The sequence below is a fragment of the Streptomyces sp. NPDC013455 genome, assembly GCF_040632975.1.
Taxonomy (GTDB): Bacteria; Actinomycetota; Actinomycetes; order Streptomycetales; family Streptomycetaceae; genus Streptomyces.
Genome location: NZ_JBEYCX010000004.1, coordinates 416,443 through 435,494, shown reverse-complemented (window position 1 = coordinate 435,494; position 19,052 = coordinate 416,443). Strand labels below are relative to the sequence as shown.

General features: G+C 70.2%; 15 protein-coding genes and 3 pseudogenes. 11 read left to right on the top strand and 7 right to left on the bottom strand.

Annotation, left to right across the window (positions count from 1 at the left end; all coding sequences use genetic code 11):
• Nucleotides 1-118: 118 nt before the first annotated feature.
• The 4 genes and pseudogenes from ABZ576_RS10400 to ABZ576_RS10385 all read left to right on the top strand — a co-directional run.
• Nucleotides 119-223, top strand: a pseudogene (locus ABZ576_RS10400) (IS5/IS1182 family transposase); the annotation flags it as partial.
• A 251-nt stretch (nt 224-474) separates the two neighbouring features.
• Nucleotides 475-705 carry a hypothetical protein gene (locus ABZ576_RS10395; RefSeq protein ID WP_360738360.1) on the top strand — a complete coding sequence of 77 codons (231 nt, stop codon included), beginning with the start codon at nt 475-477 and terminating at the stop codon, nt 703-705.
• A gap of 447 nt (nt 706-1,152) precedes the next feature.
• A complete protein-coding gene (locus tag ABZ576_RS10390) occupies nt 1,153-2,190 on the top strand; it encodes a transcriptional regulator (protein ID WP_360738357.1) in 1,038 nt (345 codons plus the stop codon).
• Between the two features lie 196 nt (nt 2,191-2,386).
• Nucleotides 2,387-2,992, top strand: a complete 606-nt coding sequence (locus ABZ576_RS10385) for a dihydrofolate reductase family protein (protein ID WP_360738354.1) — start codon at nt 2,387-2,389, stop codon at nt 2,990-2,992.
• A gap of 247 nt (nt 2,993-3,239) precedes the next feature.
• On the opposite strand, the gene ABZ576_RS10380 is transcribed toward ABZ576_RS10385, so the two are convergent.
• Nucleotides 3,240-4,208 carry a hypothetical protein gene (locus tag ABZ576_RS10380; RefSeq protein WP_360738352.1) on the bottom strand — a complete coding sequence of 323 codons (969 nt, stop codon included), beginning with the start codon at nt 4,206-4,208 and terminating at the stop codon, nt 3,240-3,242.
• A 167-nt stretch (nt 4,209-4,375) separates the two neighbouring features.
• Between ABZ576_RS10380 and ABZ576_RS10375 the strand changes: the two genes are divergently transcribed.
• Together ABZ576_RS10375 and ABZ576_RS10370 are read left to right on the top strand one after the other, a co-directional pair.
• A complete protein-coding gene (locus ABZ576_RS10375; RefSeq protein WP_360738350.1) occupies nt 4,376-4,648 on the top strand; it encodes a heavy-metal-associated domain-containing protein in 273 nt (90 codons plus the stop codon).
• Between the two features lie 90 nt (nt 4,649-4,738).
• Entirely contained in the window at nt 4,739-7,009 is a 2,271-nt protein-coding gene (locus tag ABZ576_RS10370; protein WP_360738348.1) for a heavy metal translocating P-type ATPase, read from the top strand.
• A 156-nt stretch (nt 7,010-7,165) separates the two neighbouring features.
• Here ABZ576_RS10370 and ABZ576_RS10365 read toward each other — a convergent pair whose 3' ends face one another.
• Nucleotides 7,166-7,543, bottom strand: coding sequence for a DUF6223 family protein (locus ABZ576_RS10365; protein ID WP_360738346.1), 378 nt, complete (start codon nt 7,541-7,543; stop codon nt 7,166-7,168).
• A 209-nt stretch (nt 7,544-7,752) separates the two neighbouring features.
• Here ABZ576_RS10365 and ABZ576_RS10360 point away from each other — a divergent pair.
• The 3 genes and pseudogenes from ABZ576_RS10360 to ABZ576_RS10350 all read left to right on the top strand — a co-directional run bounded on the left by ABZ576_RS10360 (nt 7,753) and on the right by ABZ576_RS10350 (nt 11,206).
• A pseudogene (locus tag ABZ576_RS10360) lies at nt 7,753-8,881 on the top strand (histidine kinase).
• On the top strand, nt 8,878-9,540 hold the full coding sequence (locus ABZ576_RS10355; protein ID WP_360738344.1) for a response regulator transcription factor: 663 nt from the start codon (nt 8,878-8,880) through the stop codon (nt 9,538-9,540). Before ABZ576_RS10360 ends, ABZ576_RS10355 begins: the two are co-directional and overlap by 4 nt.
• A 1,096-nt stretch (nt 9,541-10,636) precedes the next feature.
• The gene (locus ABZ576_RS10350) at nt 10,637-11,206 is read left to right on the top strand and encodes a hypothetical protein (RefSeq protein ID WP_360738341.1); all 570 of its coding nucleotides are present in this window, start codon (nt 10,637-10,639) and stop codon (nt 11,204-11,206) included.
• A 600-nt stretch (nt 11,207-11,806) separates the two neighbouring features.
• Here the strand turns inward: ABZ576_RS10350 and ABZ576_RS10345 are convergent.
• The 5 genes and pseudogenes from ABZ576_RS10345 to ABZ576_RS10325 all read right to left on the bottom strand — a co-directional run.
• The gene (locus ABZ576_RS10345; RefSeq protein ID WP_360738339.1) at nt 11,807-12,883 is read right to left on the bottom strand and encodes a hypothetical protein; all 1,077 of its coding nucleotides are present in this window, start codon (nt 12,881-12,883) and stop codon (nt 11,807-11,809) included.
• Nucleotides 12,880-14,718, bottom strand: coding sequence for a hypothetical protein (locus ABZ576_RS10340; RefSeq protein ID WP_360738336.1), 1,839 nt, complete (start codon nt 14,716-14,718; stop codon nt 12,880-12,882). Before ABZ576_RS10340 ends, ABZ576_RS10345 begins: the two co-directional genes overlap by 4 nt.
• A 173-nt stretch (nt 14,719-14,891) precedes the next feature.
• On the bottom strand, nt 14,892-15,650 hold the full coding sequence (locus tag ABZ576_RS10335) for a toll/interleukin-1 receptor domain-containing protein (protein WP_360738334.1): 759 nt from the start codon (nt 15,648-15,650) through the stop codon (nt 14,892-14,894).
• Between the two features lie 13 nt (nt 15,651-15,663).
• Entirely contained in the window at nt 15,664-16,956 is a 1,293-nt protein-coding gene (locus ABZ576_RS10330) for a helix-turn-helix transcriptional regulator (protein WP_360738430.1), read from the bottom strand.
• A 176-nt stretch (nt 16,957-17,132) separates the two neighbouring features.
• A pseudogene (locus ABZ576_RS10325) lies at nt 17,133-17,408 on the bottom strand (transposase); the annotation flags it as partial.
• A 331-nt stretch (nt 17,409-17,739) separates the two neighbouring features.
• Here ABZ576_RS10325 and ABZ576_RS10320 point away from each other — a divergent pair.
• Complete coding sequence (locus ABZ576_RS10320) at nt 17,740-18,102, top strand: hypothetical protein (protein WP_360738332.1); 363 nt, start codon at nt 17,740-17,742, stop codon at nt 18,100-18,102.
• Nucleotides 18,099-18,821, top strand: a complete 723-nt coding sequence (locus ABZ576_RS10315; RefSeq protein ID WP_360738330.1) for a nucleotidyl transferase AbiEii/AbiGii toxin family protein — start codon at nt 18,099-18,101, stop codon at nt 18,819-18,821. Before ABZ576_RS10320 ends, ABZ576_RS10315 begins: the two co-directional genes overlap by 4 nt.
• Nucleotides 18,822-19,052 lie beyond the last annotated feature (231 nt).

Below are 19,052 nucleotides of genomic sequence, written 5' to 3'. Positions count from 1 at the left end.
CCGCCACGCCGACCGGTGAGCGCCGCCGGCGCAGAAGACCCGCCTGCTCGTTCCCTTCCGCCAGGCCGTGCCGGTCCTGCGCTGGTTCGACGGTACCCGCATCTAGGCCGCCGCCGACCTGAAGACCCGCTTGGAGGCCCTGCGCCGCGTCAGCGTCGACCCATGGCGCATCGGCGTCGTCGCAGCGGCCCTGTCCCTGTTCCACTTCCAGAACGGCCGAACCGCACGATGCGATCACGCAAAGCCACCGATCGTTGCTGTCAACAGCTCACCGCCTCGAGCATTGATGTACGAGGGCCCGCAGTCCGATCTGCTGGTGACGTCTCAAGGAACACCGAAGTGATTGTGTTGCGTGCTCTTCGTGCGCGATGCTCGACCTCCCTCGGGGAAGGGTTGTGTGCTGTGTATCTCGTCCATCTCCGCCTTCTCCCGTATGCCGAAGGCGACGTGTTGCCCCCGCGTATCGCTGCCCTCATGACCGAGGGCGCCGCCACCGACGTGGAGCGCATCGAGCACGTCACCCTGCACTCCGCCGCTCGGCCCTGCGCGGTCGTCGGGGTCTACGTCCATGCGGCGACACTGGCGGCGGCGGAAGCGGCCGCCGCGCGGGCCTGGGGGCGCGCCGTCCTGGCCCATCCGCTCCTCGCGCTGTGGCGTCTGCAGTCCGCGGAGGTGCCCCTGCTGCGACCCGGCCTCGACGACTGACTCTCTTCACGCCCGAGCGGATCGGGGAGGCGGCGGCTGGTGACGGAGGACCTGGACGGAATGTGCCAAGGCCGCTTTGCCCGCTCCCCGCACCCTTCGTTTTCCGCGGAGGCGCGAGAAACAATCATGTCCGTCGCAGGCAGTCCCAGAGGGAAGAGGGAAAGAGATGTGCCGTCAGATCGTCGCCGGCGGTGTCGCCGCCGGTACCTTATTGCTGGGCCTTTTGTCCGTGTGGGCCGCTGACACCACCGCCGTCACCGCCGACGCGAGAGTTCAGAGAGTGTGGCTGACCGCAACCGCAGATGCGGGTGGCGGATACGGCGAGAGCGACTCGGGCTGGCAATTACCAGCCCCGGACGTCGCCGGCGATGTGCGGGACTCAGGATGGCAGTAGGACTTCCATCCTCCCAGTCCGTTCCGACGACCTCGCCGACCAGGAGTTTCGCTGTGCCTGCCGAACAGCTTGAGACACCGTACGCGCCCGGCGGTTCGGACTATGTGCTTGCGCTGCGCGACAAGAGCCTCAACGACGCACCGGTGGAGCTCGTCCACGTCGACGAACTGCGCGTCGTCTCCACGCCCCGCACGGGAGGTGAGGACGTCGAGTACACCCAGACCCTCGCCGAGGTCGAGTCGGAGCTGCCGCCGATCCTCGTCCACCGCCCCACCATGCGGGTCGTCGACGGAGTCCACCGCCTCCGGGCCGCCCAGGCCAACGGCCAGACCTGCATCATGGTCCGCTACTTCGACGGGGACGCCACCGACGCCGACCTGCTCGCGGTCGCCCTCAACGTCTCGCACGGCCGTCCGCTGTCCCTGGAGGACCGCATCGCCGCCGCCGAACGCATCTTCGCCTCCCACCCGCAGTGGTCCGACCGGGCCGTGGCCGCCGTGGCCGGGCTCTCCGCCCGTAAGGTCTCGGAGATCCGCCAGAACGTGGTCGACACACTCCCGCACGCCGACCGCAGGATCGGACTCGACGGCCGCTCCAGGCCAGTGGATTCCAGCCACGGCCGGGAACTCGCCGGTCGCCTGATCCAGGAGAACCCCACCGCCTCACTGCGGGCCATTGCCCGGCAGGCCGGCATCTCACCCGCCACGGTCGCGGACGTCCGCAGCAGGGTGATGCGCGGCGAGGATCCCGTACCCGCGCGCCGGCGCCGGCACCCGGCCGACCAGGACACCGCGCACGGAACCGCCTCCCGCCCGCCCCAGCAGCGCCCCGACAGCACCAGGTCACCCGCGGAACTCGGGTCGGTCTTCGACGCCCTTCGCCGCGACCCTTCGATGCGGCTCAACGAGATGGGCCGCCACATCCTGCGCATGCTCGACGCCGCCTCCAGGGTGGCCCAGGACCGGCAGCGCTTCGTCGAGAGCGTCCCCGCCCACTGCAAGCTCCAGATGTCGGAGCTGGTCCACGGCTACGCCCAGGTCTGGGAACTGTTCGCGCGCGATTTGAAAGACTACGGCGCCGAGAGCGCCTGACGGATCCGGGCGGGTCTCGGCTCGGCGCCGGCTTGCTGACCACCGCGGCAGGCCCCGGCACTCCCAGGGTCATCGAAGGTCATCGAAATCGCGCACACCTCAGCTCGCTCCCCACACGATCGAGGTCGGCCGCGGACGTTCCGCCGATGAGTTCACGGCGGCTGTGCGGTCTACCCGTCGACGAAGGGAGCGCACCATGCGCAAGATCATCGTTTGTACGTTCCTGACGCTGGACGGTGTCATGCAGGCGCCGGGCGGTCCGGACGAGGACGCCGAGAGCGGCTTCGAGCACGGCGGCTGGCAGAAACCGGTGGCCGACGACGAGGTCGGCACGGCCATCGCCGGTTGGTACGAGTCCTCCGACGCGATGCTGCTCGGCCGCAAGACGTACGAGATCTTCGCGTCGTACTGGCCAACCGCCGATCCCGGCAACCCGTTCACCGACCGGATGAACGGCATGCGCAAGTACGTGGCGTCTCGGACCCTGACGTCCGTCGAGTGGCAGAACTCCACGCTGCTGGAGGGAGACATCGTCGATGCCGTACGCAAGCTGAAGGCGTCCGACGGCGGCAACATCAATGTCGTCGGCAGCGGCGGACTCGCCCAGACCCTCATGCAGCACGGCCTCGTCGACGAGTACCGGCTGACCATCCACCCGGTGATCATCGGCACCGGCAAGCGGCTGTTCGCCGACGGAGCGATCCCCACTGCGCTGGAACCGGTCAGCGTCTCGACGACGAAGGGCGGCACCGTCGTCGGCGTCTACCGGCCGAACGGTGAGCCCGGCTACGACAGCTACTAGACAGCCCAGCCACAGCGGCAGTCCGAGACCGAGCTCCAGGCCCTGGGTCATGATCGACCCTTCGCCTGCCTTCGGCGGACCAGCTCCGGGAGGTCATCGGCCGAGCAGACCCGGCCTGAGCCCCGGTGGCGGGCCCCGGCCGTGCTGGGGGCGGGCTGCATGGCGATCACGGCTCCACCGCAAGGGGGCGTGCGGATATGACCACCGGACGGCGGGCCAGGAGGGGGAGGCGAGGGACTCCGGCCGCTCAGTGCGTGTGTCCGGACTGCTTCTCCGGCGGCGGAGCAGAGGCTGCTTTGGAGGCGTCCGCTCGCTTGGCGGGCTCGTCCGCCCGGACGGTGAACGCGGCGGCGTGGACTTCGCCGGCGTGCTTGAAGTCCAGGAACAGTCGGTAGGTGCCGGTGCTGGGCGCCGTGGCGGTGAACGAGATGTCCGGCCCCGGCCGGGTCGTACCGTCGCCGGGCTCGCCGCCTGGGTGTACGTGCAGGTAGGCCAGGTCTCCGGAGCGCAGGGCCACCAGGTGGCCGTAGGCGCCGAGGTAGGGCTGGAGGTCACGTACCGGCTTGCCGTTCCTGGTCACGGTCAGCGTCAGCTCGCTGCCCTTCGCGGGTGTCAGGCCGCCCTGGAGACTCACCTCGTACCCGTCGACCTCGGCCGTGGTGTCGGGGGCGGGGAGCGGCACGGACTCGTACGCGCCTGATGCCGTCAGATCGGCACCGAGGGTGAGTCCTTCGCCGCCGCGGGGCGTGAAGTCCGCGAAGACCCGATAGGCGCCGGCCTTGGGCAGCTTCACGGGCGTGGACCAGGTGCCGTCGGCGGCGCGGGCCGGGTGCAGGTGGCGGTAGACGGTCAGGTCGCGCGAGGCGATGATCAGGTGCAGTTCCTTCGTGTGCTCCTGCTGGTAGGCCGTGAGCGCGCGCCCGGTCGCGTCCTGTACGACCGCGAAGCGCAGGTTCGTGCCCTTGCCCGCAGCGATGGCCGGGGTCTTCAGGTCGAGGGTGTAGCCCCTGTCGGATATCTGGAGTCCCCCGGGAGGCTCCGCCGGCGCCTGGCTCGCCCCGCGGTGTTCGCCGTGCGGGGCGGTCGCGTGCTTCTCGTGTGCTGGACGCTGAGGCTCGGGGGAGATTTCGCCGACGCCGCTGCCCACGCCGTAGGCGGTGCCGAACGTGGCGGCGAGCGCGGCGGCGAAGACGGTGATCCGCAATCCGGTGTTCATGGTCGCTCCTTGTCCTGCCCGCAGGCGGGCTCGATGCAGGTCAATATACCCCCCTGGGGTATTGAATCAAGGGTCGGATTTTCTTGCGCGCCCATACCCGTGGGGGGTATACATGCAGACCCCAGATACCCCCACCGGGTATCTGGGGTCGTCCCGAGGAGGAACTGATGTCCGGCTGCTGCACGCCCGAGGGAAGCTGCCACACCGATGCCCAGGCCAAGACCCGCTACAAGGTCGACGGCGTCGGCAGCGCCCACTGCCAGGGTGTCGTCGCCAAGGCGGTGGGCGCGTTGGACGACGTCATCACCGTGGAGGTCGAGATCGGCACGGGGCTCGTCACCGTGACAACTGCCACCGCGCCCGACGAGGCGTTCGACGCGCTGATCGCCCAGACCGTGGACGAGGCCGGTTACGACTTTGCCGGCCGCGTCGACGCCTGACCGTCCGCCACCGGGCGGGGGCCGCCCTGGCCCCGGCTCCCGCCCTCCCACCATCACACCCGCCGCGTTCGTGAGCTGCGAGGAGCAGACATGACCACCACCACGCCCGGTGCCGCCGAGGTCGAGCTCGCCATCGGCGGCATGACCTGCGCCTCCTGCGCCGCCCGCATCGAGAAGAAGCTCAACCGGATGGACGGCGTCGAGGCCACCGTCAACTACGCCACCGAGAAGGCCAAGGTCACCTTCCGCGAGGACGTCGCCGTCGTGGACCTGATAGCCGCCGTCGAGGCCACCGGCTACACCGCGCGCGAGCCCGCGCCCGAGCCCGTCCGTACCGAGCCGGAGCCGGGCAGCGGTGCCGCCGGGGAGGAGGCCGACGAGCTGCGGCCGCTGCGGCAGCGGTTGACCACCGCGGTGGTGCTCGCACTGCCGGTGATCGCCATGGCGATGGTCCCGGCGCTGCAGTTCGAGTACTGGCAGTGGTTGTCGCTGACCCTGGCGGCGCCCGTGGTGACCTACGCCGCCTGGCCCTTCCACAAGGCCGCCTGGACCAACGCCCGGCACGGCGCCGCGACCATGGACACGTTGATCTCCGTCGGTACGTCGGCGGCGTTCTTGTGGTCGGTGTGGGCGCTGTTCTTCGGAACGGCCGGTATGCCCGGCATGACGCACCCCTTCGAGCTGACCATCGCCCGCAGCGACGGCGCCGGGAACATCTACCTGGAGGCCGCGGCCGGAGTGACCGCCTTCATCCTGGCCGGCCGGTACTTCGAAGCCCGTTCCAAGCGCAAGGCCGGCGCGGCGCTCAAGGCCCTGCTGGAGCTGGGCGCCAAGGAGGTCACCGTACTCCGCGGCGACCGCGAGGAACTCGTTCCAGTCGCGGAGTTGAAGGTCGGCGACCGCTTCCTCGTCCGGCCCGGCGAGAAGATCGCCACCGACGGCACGGTCGTCGGGGGTTCCTCCGCAGTGGACGCCTCCATGCTCACCGGCGAGTCCGTCCCGGTCGAGGTGACCGTCGGGGACGGCGTCACCGGTGCCACCCTGAACGCCGGTGGACGACTGGTGGTGGAGGCCACCCGGGTCGGCGCCGACACCCAGCTCGCCCGTATGGCGAAGCTGGTGGAGGACGCCCAGAACGGCAAGGCCGCCGCGCAGCGGCTCGCCGACACGATCTCCGGCGTCTTCGTCCCCGTCGTGATCGCCCTGGCCCTCGCCACCCTGGGGTTTTGGCTCGGCAACGGAGCCGGTCTGACCGCCGCGTTCACCGCCGCGGTCGCCGTCCTGATCATCGCCTGCCCGTGCGCCCTCGGGCTGGCCACCCCGACCGCGCTGATGGACGGCACCGGGCGCGGCGCCCAGCTCGGCATCCTCATCAAGGGTCCCGAGGTGCTGGAGAGCACGCGCAAGGTCGACACCATCGTCCTGGACAAGACCGGCACGGTCACCACCGGCCGGATGACCCTGCTCGCCGTGCACACGACCGGGGGCACGGTGGAGACGGACGTCCTGCGGCTGGCCGGCGCGCTGGAGCACTCCTCCGAGCACCCCATCGCCCAGGCCGTCGCCGCCGGAGCCGCCGCCCGGGTCGGCACGCTGCCCGTTCCGGAGGACTTCGCCAACGTCCCCGGCCTCGGTGTCCAGGGCGTCGTCGAGGGACACGCCGTCCTCGTCGGCCGGGAGCAGCTGCTCACGGAGTGGGCCATGACCCTGCCCGCCGGGCTGCGCCGAGCCAAGGACGCCGCCGAGCGGGCCGGCCGTACGGCCATCACGGTCGCCTGGGACGGCGAGGCCCGCGCGGTCCTCGAAGTCGCCGACGCCATCAAGGAGACCAGCCCCGAGGCCGTCCGCCGCCTGCGGGCCCTCGGACTGACCCCCATCCTCCTCACCGGCGACAACCAGGCCGTGGCCGAGGCGGTGGCCGCCGAGGTGGGCATCGAGCCTGAGCATGTGATCGCCGAGGTCCTGCCGCAGGACAAGGTCGACGTCGTCAAGCGGCTGCAGGCCGAAGGACGTTCGGTCGCCATGGTCGGCGACGGCGTCAACGACGCCGCGGCCCTCGCCCAGGCCGACCTGGGACTCGCTATGGGCACCGGCACGGACGCCGCCATCGAGGCCGGCGACCTGACCCTCGTCCGCGGTGACCTCCGCGTCGCCGCCGACGCGATCCGCCTCGCACGCAAGACCCTGGGCACGATCCGGTCCAACCTGTTCTGGGCCTTCGCCTACAACATCGCCGCCCTGCCGCTCGCCGCGGCCGGACTGCTCAACCCGATGATCGCGGGAGCGGCCATGGCCTTCTCCTCCGTCTTCGTCGTCGGCAACAGCCTGCGGCTGCGCCGCTTCCGCGCTGCCGACCAGTAAGGGGACCGAGCTGGCCCTCCACCATGCCCTGGGCCAGCCGCCGCACCTGCTCGGTCTTCGCCCTCCCGGCCGCAGCGGCAGCGCGTACTCGGCGGCATCTTCTCGTATTCGCTGCGCCAACCGGTCAGGCGGTGCGGCGGTCAGGCGGTGCGGCGGTCAGGCGGTGCGGTTGGCGCGGGTCAGAGCCAGCCGGCCGAGGACTGCGGCGATCAGCCCCAGCACCAGGGCCGAGGCGCCGCCGACTACTCCGTTGCCGGTGCCGGGTCCACCGTCGGCGACGGCCAGATTCAACGCGCCGACGACCATGCCGGTCAGCCCCGCCACCAGGGACACCACGGCCCTCCCTTTCCCGTTGCCGATACGACCGTCCATGCGGGCCAGAGCCAGCCCGCCGATGACCACACCGGCCAGCGCCACCAGTGCGGCCGCGGTGCCCACGAGTCGCCCGGTGGTCAGGGTGTAGGCATCGACGGCGGCCGACTGGGCCGAGACATGCGCGGCCGCCGGTGCGGCAAGCGCGAATCCGACTGACATGAAGTTCTCCTTCTCTTCTTGCGAACTGGCCAGGGTCTGAGCATGTCGGCAGGACCCACCGCCGGTCGTCCCGCAGACGCAGGCACTTTGCGCTGCCGCGGCTGCCGCACCCGGCTGCCACGGTGCCGCGCAGATACCACGGATGCGGTAGCCGACCGCTCGTCCACGAGCGGGACTCGCCCGCAGCTCCATCCGGCTAAGGTGCGCGCATGGACAAAGGGCGGATCCGTGTCCCGGCCGCTGTCGGAGACTGGGCGATCGCCGCCGCAGTGGCGGCGCTGCTGCTGGGCACCGGGCGGTCCGAGGAGGCCCCCGGCGCGGAGCCCGATCTGCTCGGCTACGCGCTGCTGGCGGCGGGTGGCCTGGCGCTGGCCGCGCGCCGCCGGGCTCCGCTTGCCGTGCTTGCCGTCACCGGGCTGTGCGCGGTGGGGTATCAGGCGGCCGGCTTCGACGTGCTCGCCGTCTCGTACCTGGTCGCGGTGTACGGCGCGGTGCGGGCCGGGCGCCGTGCCCTCACAGCGGCGGCGTCCGTGGCCATGCTCGTCGCTCTCCCCGTCACTGCGTTGGCCGTCAACGACAGGCCCGTGGGCGAGGCGCTGGCGCAGGGCCGCGGCGTCCTCGAGCTGGCCTGGCTGATCGCCGCCTTCGCCGCGGGGGAGGCGGTACGGCAGGCCAAGCGGCGGGCGGACGAAGCCGAGCGCACCCGGGAAGGAGACCGCGCGGCGCCGGGCCGACGAGGAACGGCTGCACATCGCGCGCGAGTTGCACGATTCGCTCACCCACCAGATCTCGATCATCAAGGTGCAGTCCGAAGTCGCCGTCCACGTGGCCCGCAAGCGCGGAGAGCAGGTGCCCGACTCCTTGCTGGCGATCCAGGAGGCCGGACGCGAGGCGACCCGCGAACTGCGCGCGACCCTGCAAGCGCTGCGCGACGACGACACCACCCCGCCTCGTGGGCTCGACCACATCCCGGAGTTGGTGGAGCGGGCCGGCAGTGCCGGCCTGGAGGCCACGCTGACCATCGAAGGACAGCGGCTCGATGTGCCGGCCGCGGTGGGCCGGACCGCCTACCGGATCGTCCAGGAGTCGCTCACCAACATCGCCCGGCACGCCGGTGCCGCCACCGCGGCGGTCCGGATCGACTACCGGCCCGATGCCCTCGCGATACGCATCGACGACGACGGCAAGGCCGCGCCGGACACCGAGCCGACACCCGGCCTCGGGCTGCTCGGCATGCGCGAACGCGTCACGGCCCTCGGCGGCCGGATGCGCGCCGGACCGCGCAGCGAGCGCGGCTTCACCGTCCAGGCCGAACTCCCCGTGGAGCAGATGTCGTGATCCGCGTTCTGCTGGTCGACGACCAGCCGCTCATTCGCAGCGGATTCCGCATGCTCCTCGACCTCGAAGACGACATCGAGGTGGTGGCCGAGGCCGCCGACGGCAGCGAGGGCCTGGTCCTGGCCAGGGAAAACCTGCCCGACGTCGTGCTCATCGACATCCAGATGCCGGTCGTCGACGGCATCGAGGCCACCCGGCGCATCGCCGCGGACCCGGATCTGGCCGGGGTGCACGTCGTCATCCTGACCAACTACGGCCTGGACGAATACGTCTTCAACGCGCTGCGCGCCGGCGCCGCCGGATTCCTCGTCAAGGACATCGTTCCGGAGGACCTCCTGCACGCCGTACGGGTCGCCGCGCGCGGCGATGCCCTGCTCGCGCCCTCGATCACCCGCAAGCTCATCAACCGGTACGTCACCCAGCCGCTCCCCACCGACACCGGCACGGAGGTGAAAGAGCTGACCAGCCGCGAACGCGAGGCCGTCACCCTGGTCGCGCAGGGCCTGTCCAACGACCAGATCGCCGACCGCATGGTGATCAGCCCGATGACCGCGAAAACCCACATCAACCGGGCCATGACCAAGCTCCGGGCCCGCGACCGCGCTCAGCTCGTCGTCTTCGCCTACGAATCCGGCCTCGTAGCCCCGCGCACATCCTGACAGCCAGGGTCCGGCTGCAGACCCTGTCCCCGATGATCCTCCACCCTGATCGCGGTGATCGACATGGTGGGCAACGTCCGAGCTGTACCCAGGCCCGTGAGGGCGCAGGCGTGGGGATGCGTTGCGTACATCCGCACCGCTACGAGCAGTCCGGTTGCCGCGGTGAGGGCGGCGACGGCCCGGATGACGGTGGTCAGGCCGTAGGCGCCGGCGAGGGCGCCGCAGAGCAGGGCGCCGATGGCGAAGCCTCCGTCGCGCCACAGCCGGCAGACACCGACCGCGCGGGTCCGCCGGGCGGGGTGCGCGACATCGCACTTCCCGAGTGTCCGTCCGCACACGGCTGAGACGCGCAGGCGGGAAGCCTGGTCACGGCAACGCATGATTTTCCTCGGGGTCTTCGAGCCGAAGGCATGCCGATGTACAGTGAAGGACGCCCTTGACCTGCACAAAGCTGGCAGGGAGCCGTCTTCTAGGAGTGCTGAATGCTGCGCACCATGTTCAAGTCCAAGATCTAGCGTTTGGGTGTTTCCGCAGTTCAGAGCCCTGATCGCGGCCTCCAGGTCAGCAAAAGGTCAGCATCGGGCCGGACGGTGTCCGGCTTGCTGACCTGCGTCTACGGCAGGGGCCTTCTGCGCCGCCCATCGCCCTGCTCGGAAGGCTTGATGCGTGGCTCGACAGCTTGCTCGTGGGATGGGTTCCTTCTTCAAGGAGTGCGGTTGTTCCAGGCCGACTCGTTGCCCGCACCCGTACACGATTCGGTTCAGGGACGCTCTCAGTAAACAGCGTGAAGAGGCTGGTTTCGGCACGCAGGACGACGCGATCGAGCGACTGACGCAGATCTACGCGGAGAAAAAGAAGACAGCGCCATCCGTTGCTGAGGCCCGCCGTGAACTCGGTCAGCAGACGGTCGCGGAATACGCGAAGCGGTGGCGGCCCGGCAGCGGAGGATGACCGAGTACTCCACGGGCTGGCACGTCGACAGCTCCATCAACGTGCACATCATCCCCCGTCTCGGATCAAGAAAGCTGAACTCGGTCACGCCGATCGTGGTCGAGCGGATGAGTTGGAGACCGACGGGGTCGGGCGCGGAAACCAGGTGAACATATTCCGTGTCCTCAAGGTCATCCTGCGGGATGCCTATGGCAAGGGTGCCATGGCGGACGACCCTCTGAAGGGGGTCCAGGAGCCGGAGTACGTTCGGGAGAAGGTGGTCATTCCCTCCCTCGACTATGTGAAGAGAGCGCTGATTGTCGCGGATCACATCCTCTCGCTTGAGATCGTGATGATGGTGGGCTGCGGCCTGCGAAACGGGGAAGCCCGCGCGGTGAACATCAATAATGTCGTGGCGGACGACGTCTACCGGGTTCACGAGCAGATCCACTCGAACACGCACAAGCCGGCGAAGCTGAAGCACCGCAAGGCGGGGGAGTTCCGAGAGGTTCCTCTGCCGCGCTCGGTGCGAGAAGCGATGGAGCGCTACGAGGAGATGCACGGCACCACGAAGGACGGCTATCTACTGCGTGGTCCGTGCGGCTACTACACGGAGCCGCTGGAAGAGATGGGTTGCGCTGGCCCGGTGAGGCGGTCGACGCCTCATGCGGTCCGGGGTCCTGTGACGCTTTGGGGGTGCGCCCGATGTGCGAACGCAGCCTTCGGCGAATGGTAGGGGTCCAGCGGCAGGCCCGTCCGTTCGCGGACCGACCACCAGTGAAATACGGCGGGCGGCGTAAGAGATCGGGAGCCGGGCGTCGACAGGACACCCGGTCCGGTCTTCAGCCCTATTCCCGGCGCGGGGACGGATCCGGGGCGGGAAGGCCAGGCCGCTGACGGTGCCGGCCTGGACGATCGGGCCGTGCTGGGTGCCGCCGGAGACGGTGTTGTGCACCGTTGCTGGGCGGCCCGCTGCAGCAGCCGCCAGTCGGCGCAGCGACGCCCCGAGAGCACCCAGTTCCTCGCCGGTGAGCGCCCCGGCTTCCACCAGCCCGCAGAGACGAGTCTGCCACTCGGCCATGATGCCGGACGCGGCGCGCTCGTTCGCCGCGGTGCCCGTGAGGAGCAGCCGCGCACGCGCGTCGTCCAGGCGCGTGATCGCGACGGTGTCCGCGCCCGCACGTGCCAGGAACCGGCCCATCAGTGCGCGGGCGTGAGTCCAGGATTCAGTGACCATGAGGGAGACCAGGTTGGCGGCTCCCGATGCCCATCGCGGCCAGTTCGGCGTCCATCGCGTCCTCCAGGATGCGCAGGGATGAAATATCCCGGTCGGCGGTCAGGCCGTCTCGGTCGGCGGGCCGGGGTCGGGGGCCGGTTCCGCTCCCGTCTCGGGGGTGGGAGGCCGCGGCGGATCGAACCGGCGTAGGAGGTCCTCTGCTGTCTCGTGGCGGTTGTGCTGCTCGATGAGCTGCGAGAACTGTCGGGCCAGCATCGCCCGCCGGTCGTCGTCCTCCGTGAAGCCCATGGCCTCGAAGAACCCCGACAGATGGTCCGCGGCCGAGGGTTCACGGGCCAGGAGATCGGCAGACTCCGTGCCGACGTCCGGCGTCCCGGGTCCTCCCGGCCGGTTCGGCAGCATCTCGAGCAGGCGCTCGGGGATGTCGGTGTCGTTGGCAGCAGAGGTCAGCTGCGCCAGCAAGGGGAGGTCGGCCACGGTCTTCGCCACCTGCTCGTCGTTCTTGGTGAGCCACCACACGACGGCGCTGCCGGTGTCCTTGAGGACGTCCTCGCCCAGATACCGGCGCTTGCTCTGCTCGTACTTGCGCTGGTGCTCCCAGACCGCCTCGTCCTTGCGCACGCCGGCGAGCCGGTCCAGACGTTCCTGGTCCTCGTCGGGCAACGTAAGGCTGATATCCTCCGCCATCGCTCGGAGGTGGCCCGTGGAATCCGGGCACATGCGGCTGAGTGCGCCGCCGAGTTCGTGCTGAAGGAGCGAGGCGTGGGCCGGGGCCCGCTTCTCGGCGATCGCGCGGGCCCGGCTGAGGACCGCGTCGATGGCGAGGCCGGCCGGGTTGACGACCGTGCCGCGCCCCGGCTCGTCGGTGAAGCACCATCGAACGGTCGCCGAGAAGACGAAGTGGTAGTCGTCCCAGAGGCTCGGGAGCGCGACTCGGTTGACGCGGTACTCGGTCCGCTCCACGGGGGCGGCCGTGAGCTGCTCCTCGAAGCTGACTGGCACCGGGCCGCGGCGCTGTGAGGCCACCCGGAAGGTTGCCGCGGGCAACACGAGAAGAAGCGCGGCCAGCACCGGCCAGGTCCAGCCGGGCCATCGCTGCACCACGCCGACGATGGTGAGCAGCAGGCCACACAGAACAGTGAGGAACACGGTCGTCGTCCTGCGTGCGGTCGTCATGATCGACTCCCTCTGGCCGATGCCGGCGGGGCGGCATTGCCGAGGTTCTGCGCCACGCCGATCTTGTGGAGCAACAGGTCGGTCGTCTCGGCGAAGCGGGAGCCGGCGCCCGGAGAAGCGCACTCCGCCCGGCGCGCGGACGTGTACAACGCGGCGAACGCCGCGCCCCGGTCCTCCCCGCATCGGTCGGCGGCAGCGACCAGCAGGTCGAGGAGGACCTCCCCCCGGTCACCGGCGCCCTCGTCCGCCCAGTGCAGCCAGCTCTGTATCTCTGCCCGTGGTGCCACGTGTGGCCCGTCCTTCCGTGACACGGCGTGGATCAGCACGGCGCGCCAGCACGTGATCAGGGAGTGTCGTACCCCGTCCTCGTCGACCAGGGCGCGGGTGGTGACGGAGCGGTCCGTGAGGGGCTCCGGATCGCTGACGCGCAGAAAGATGGCCAGGTCGGCCGGTGCGAGGTTGCCGCGTGCCAGCCGGTCGAGCAACCTTCGGAGCAAACGCCGGCTGCCGGCCACCAGGTCGCACAGGGACTGCAGAGCACGGGCCGTGCCGAGCTCACGCCGGGCGAGATGGTGCAGCCGGATCAGGGCGTGGTCCGGATGGTCCAGCGCGAGGACGTCGGCGCAGACCTGGACCAGCACCTGGGTGAACTCATCGGTCAGCCGGCCGTACGCGCACCAGTTGTAGATCCGTTCGCGGAAGTCCCTGCCATGGGCGGGCTCCGTGAGACCACAGGTGAGCGCCTGGACCGCGGCCTCCGACCCGGCTCTGCCCGCCCCCTGTGCGCTCCACCGCTCGGCGAGCACGGCGAGCGCGTCCGTCCGCCCGGTCCGCAGGTACTCACCCGCCAGCCGGGCCACCAGTCCGTCACGGACGTCCGGCACGAGATGCGGGTCGCTCGACCCGACGACCCGTGCGGCCCACGCGCCGAGGTGCGGTCGCAGGTCGGGCATGTGGTCCCAGAAGTGGGCGCGGACGGCGGAGTCGTAGTCCAGCTCGGTGAACCGCACGCGACCGTCCGGCCCGGAGCGGGCCGAGATCTCCGACAGCCGCTGGGCGAGGTCCTTGCGCTGGAGGAGCGGAGTCTCCTCCTCGGGGGCCCCGACCGTGCTCAGCAGAAGCGCGGCCGCCCGGTGGATGACGTCGGCGTGCGCGCCGTGGAGCATGGACACGGCGATCATCAGGGCGCGTTGGGAGGCGTCGGGCAAACCGGCGACGTGATCGGCGACTTCAGCGCGGCGCCCGGCGCGCGCACGCTTCGCGGCCGTACACCACTCGGGGAACCCCTCGCCGGGCCCGGCCGTCTCGCAGGCCCGGCGTATGCGGTCGGCGAAGTCGGCGATCTCCCGCATGGGTTTGCGTTCACTCAGCAACTCGTCGACGGTGACGTCGTTCCGGAGAAACTGCTCGCACGGCACGCCGTGGGTGCGCAGGTGGCGTCTGAGAACCTCCATGGGGGAGCTCGGCGGTCCGATCTCGACACGGTAGTGCTGGAGGTCGGGATCGAGGGCCCCGTGGTGCGGCATGACGACGACGAGATGGGCCCGCCGCTTGTGCACCATCTGGCGCAGGGCGGGCAGGTTGCCCCGCGCCGCATCCCACGGATCGGCCTTCGCGGTGGACAGGTCGAGCAGCAGCCGGTCGCCTGGGTCGACGAAAGCCGGGTCGTGCCGCGGCAGCTCGTCCAGCTCGTCGGGGAGGAGTTCACGGAAGGCCCCGCCGGGATGGTGGAGTTCGCGCAACAGTACGCGAGCCGTGGCCGAGCGGCCGCTGCCGGGAGTACCGTCGAGGATGACGGTGCCCGTCTCCTCGAGCGTCGTCCGGGCTTTTCCCATATTGACCGGAGCGACCAACACCCGTCGAACCCAGCGAAGTTGGTCATTGGGGAGGTGCCGGAAGACTGGCTTTCGAGGTTCCTGGGCAGTGGCGCCGAGGTTGACGAACATGTGGCCGTCACCCGTGTGCGTGAATCCCCGCGTGCTCTCGACCCGGGTGGTGTGTTCTGTGCTCACCGTCGGTCGTCCTGGGGCCGCTCCGGCTCCCCGAACCGCTGGTGGACGTCCCCGTGGTGGTCGCCCTCGGTGTACGTCGTCCCGGTGCCCGAGATGTAGCGGTCGCCCGACACGTGGCGTGAGTTGTTGTAGATGCTGCCGCTGCCCGTGTGGACTGTGCCGTGGGAGTTCTTCACGATCGTGCCGCCGACGTCACCGCTGAAGTCGCCCGCTTGGACGGCCGTTCCGCTCACGTCCCCGATCGTGTTGTGCACGGTGGTCGACGCCGGCGACGGCTCGCCGGGCTCGAGCAGGTCCCGCAGCTCGGGCACCAGCTCGGCGACCAGATCACCGATACGTCGGACGCCGGCCTCGGTGTCGTGGGTGCTGTCGAACGATACGGACTGCAGATCGGCGAGCCGCACCAGCTCCGGGGGAAGGACTGCTTTGCTCAGCCGGTCGGTCTTGCGGCCGTCCAGCACGGGAACGACGATGAGCCCCCACTCGAACGCGGTCTCGATCTCCTTGCGCACCCAGTCGTCGGGATCCTGCAGCCGACTGCGGAAGTTCGTCCAGTCCGGTCCTACGACGGCCAGCAGCAGAGAGCTGTGGCGTAACGCGGTCTGGAGAGTCTCGGGGTAGGCGTCCCCTGCGGTGATGGACCTGGACGCGCGGAAGATGCGGTCCTGGCCGAAGCGACGTGACAGCTCCTGGTCGAGGAGGGCCGCGGTCCGCTCGCCGTCGCCGGTGCGGTAGTTGATGAACACGTGGGGCATGCCAGTGACTCCTTCAGATGGTGGACGGGCGCGACAACGTGCCGAGTCGCGGTCCCAGCCGGCGTACAGAGGAATGGTTCGCGTGGCGCGCCAGGGCGCGGGCGAGCCGCCTCAGGTCTGTCGTTACGGTGGCGGAACCCACGGCCTCCACCCCGTCGAGCAGGTGCGCCGCCAGGTCGCAGGCGTGGTCGATCTCGCCGGCCAACGCATAGGCGAGTGCGCGGCGGACGCCGTACCTGACTTGGGTGCGGACCGCGTCCCCGCCCACCAGGGCTAGTTGTCGGTCCAGTTCCTCGCTCGCCTCGCGCGGCCGCCCGAGATCGACCAGGCACCAGCCGGTGACCATGCCGACCGGATCAGGAAGGTGCATGGTGCCGATCACCGGCTCGTCAGTCCCTTCGTCCTGGAGAGCAAGAATTGCACGCGCGCGGTCCAGCGCCTCCAGACAGGCCCGGTGGTCACCCGCAAGGGCGTGACCCTGGGCTTCGCGCTGTGCGGCGAGCCCGCGGATGCGCGGGGGCAAGGCCCCGCTCTGCGCGCAACGGGCCAGAGCGACCGTCTGCTCGGCGTCGTCCCGGTACAGCGTGATCAGGGCCCGGCGGACCAGCGCGTAACCCGCCAGTGTCCGGTCGCCGCCGGCGGCCGCCAGGTCGACCGCGCGCTGCGTCCACCACAGAGCCGCCCGCTCGTCCCCGGTCTCCTGCACCAGCCAGCCGACGTATTCGGCGTACCGGGAGCCGAGGGCCAGCAGGTGGCGACGGGTGCCGCTGTCACAGTGGGTGGACAGTTCCCGCAGGGTATGGGTCTGGGCGATCAGAACGGGCAGGAGCAGACCGGGCGCCACCGCCTGGCCGAGTCTGCGGTAGTGGGTGAACAGTGAGCGGGAGGCTTCCAGCATTTCCGCGCCCGCGGCTGGCGAGGCCAGGCCCACGCTGTCGGACCGCCACGCCATCATCGAGACGGCACCGGCACCCATGACTTTCCGTCGGCTCAAGGGCTGGAAGGTGTTCGGCCCGTCCGGCGACAACTGCATGATCCAGTCCTCCTCGTGGACATGGCCCGGCGCCGGATCGACGGGCGGGTCGGTGGTCTCTGGTGCGAGCAGGGCCAGCAGGGCCCCGTCGGCCCCGAGGGCGGCGTCACACAGGCGGGCGAGGTCACGGTTGGGGGCCTTCAGGCCCCGTTCCACCTTGCTCAACTGCGCCTTGCTGTAGTGCACGGAGCCGGACAGGGCGGTGAGGCTGAGCCCCGCCTCCAGACGCCGCTTCCTCAACTCCTCGCCGAACCCGGTGAACGGCTGTGGCACGGAAACCTCCAACCCCTTCCGCCCTCGGCCGAGTCGGCGCTGCACGTAGCGTGCGGCAGTCTGGCCGGGGCGGACAAGACGATCGATGCTGTTTCCCGTTTCCTTCTCCGACATGGGAACGCGACATGCGCGACAGGGAGGACCGGAGAAACGGACTATCTGGAAGTCGTGTCGAAAAGGGAGGCGATCGTGCGCTCGACCACCCACCGGGAGACGTCCAGGCCACTGCCGTGGTCCTCGCCCGCTCGGCGATCACCGGTGTGATGCCGAGAGCCCGCACAAGACGGCGGTACTGGTCATGGTCGTAGCCGCGGTCCGCGAGCAGGGCATCAGGCTGTCGGCGCGGGCGGCCCACCGGTCCCGCTACCCGCGGGATCTTGTCGAGCAGAGGCGGCAACTGGGTGACGTCGCCCACGGTTACCGCCGGTCAGCGACACCGCGAGCGGGATGCCCTGACCGTCGCCCGCCGGGTGCCCTCTCGTCCAGTGCGCCGGCGCCATGGGCCTCCTCGGGACCGTCGTCATTCCCGACGCCGAGACGGAAGCCGCAGCCGACTCCATGGCGGCGGTCCTCCGCGTGACCTGCTGCGCCACGATCACCCGCGGCTGCGAGCGGGGCTGGTCCAAGGTCGGCAGGGCAGCCGGTGGCCGCGCCACCTGGGGGGCTGCACGGGTAGGCCATGATGCGCGTCCGAGGGAGGGGCGGGCGGCGCCCGACCCGTACGTACGACAGCGGAGCCCCGTATCCGCCACGCCGCAGCCTCCCAGCAGCGATACTGGATGCATGGACCCGACGATCACCGCCCCCCGGGCCGAGGTGCTGCGAGACCGCTACCGCAGCCGACTGCCCGAGCGTCTGCAGGAGCTGGCCGGCCCCGTCGAGGGCAACGTGGATCTGCCGCTCCACATCGTCTGGTCCGGGCGGACCAGCTACAGCCTGGACCGCCCGAAGTCCCGCATGACGCTCTACCGGACCGTCCTCGCCGAAGGACTCCGTGAGGATTTGATGGCCCTCCTGCACTACCGGCTGCTCACCGAGCAGTGGCCCGTGCTGCGGCGCTTGATAAGCCCCTACATCCGCGAGGTCTGGGAGGACGCTTTCCCTGAGCTGCTCCGCACCGCTCTGGCCGACCCGACCGCCGCGTGAAGCTCACTCATCTCCACGAGCGTCTCCTCGCCGACATTCTCGACATCGGCTCCCCTTACCCCCTGGTCCTCACCGGCGGATACGCCGTGCAGGCCCACGGCCTGGTCGAACGCTTCAGCCGTGGCCGCGACGTCGCCACCGAGAACCCCGCTCCGATGCGGGAGATCGTCGCCTCACTCACAGCGGGTCTCAGCGAGCGCGGATGGCGGACGACGCACGTCCAGACTGATCCGCTCAGCGGCCGGTTCCTCGTCACCGATCCGGACACCGGCGAGGAGTGCGAGGTCGACGTCCTCAAGGAGGCGTTCTGGGCTGCGCCCGCTCAGACCCCCTACGGCCCCGTTCTTTCCCTCGACGACGTGATCGGCACCAAGGTCCGTACCCTCGCCGACCGCGGCACCGTCCGTGACCTCATCGACGTCCAGGCCGCCTCCCGCCGCCGCTCCAACGCCGACCTCGAATCCCTGGGCCGCCTTCGCGCCCACGACGAGTTCAGCCTTGAAGACCTCAGGGACCGGCTTATCGGCGCGGACTGGTACGAGGATGAGGACTACACCGCGTACGGGCTCACCTCCCGGCAGATCGAAGGACTCAAGGCGTGGGCGCTGGAGTGGGCGGAGGGGAGGATCTGGGTGCGCGGATCCATGACGAGAACGCCTGAGAGGCGGTCGTCGTGTCCAGCCCCTCTACCGCCGTTGCAGCGAGAGCATGCGGTGTAGCCAGTAGATTCCAACCCGGGCCCACCACGGTGGGTGGCTGCCCTGCACGGCGGATGTGCAGGGCAGCCGAGCGATACCCCGCAGTGGGCTCACGGTGAAACCGGGCTGCGGTATGGGCGGACCCCGGGCAGCGGCCGTACGCGGGAGTCAGAGTCCCTGGTTCCGCCGAACCTCGGAGAGGAGCCGGGACGCTGCGAGCCCCGCCTGCATCTAGGGTAAGGAGCGCGGTCT